The following is a 571-nucleotide window of genomic DNA, read 5'->3' on the forward strand; positions in this document are numbered from 1 at the left end:
GGAACTACTGGAGCTGTAATATCTTTTAAAATTACTTTTTGAATAGCTGTTGAAGTGTTTCCGTTTCCGTCATTAAATGTCCATGTAACATCTGTTTCGCCTTGTGCTGTAATTGGAAATTGGGTTGTTGTAACTCCTGTGAGCATTCCTGCACAATTGTCTGTAGTAGTCGGCGCCGCTATAGTGTCAACGGAACATTCTGCTGTTACATTTGTCAAAGTTGGAACTGTTGGAGCCGTTATATCTTTTAAAATTACTTTTTGAAGGACTGTTGAACTATTCCCGTTTCCGTCATTAAATGTCCATGTAACATCTGTTTCCCCTTGCGTTGTAATTGGAAATTGGGTTGTTGTAACTCCAGTGAGCGTTCCTGCACAGTTATCTGTAGTCGTTGGCGCCGTTATAGTGTCAACGGAACATTCTGCTGTTATATTTGTCAAAGTTGGAACTACTGGAGCTGTAATATCTTTTAAAATTACTTTTTGAATAGCTGTTGAAGTGTTTCCGTTTCCGTCATTAAATGTCCATGTAACATCTGTTTCGCCTTGTGCTGTAATTGGAAATTGGGTTG

1 pseudogene is annotated in these 571 nt (G+C 39.1%); it reads right to left on the reverse strand.

The window, feature by feature from the left end:
• Positions 1–571 (reverse strand): annotated as a pseudogene (locus ACHRVL_RS23020) (hypothetical protein); the annotation flags it as partial.

The sequence above is a fragment of the Flavobacterium sp. FlaQc-28 genome (assembly GCF_044007415.1).
GTDB lineage: Bacteria > Bacteroidota > Bacteroidia > Flavobacteriales > Flavobacteriaceae > Flavobacterium.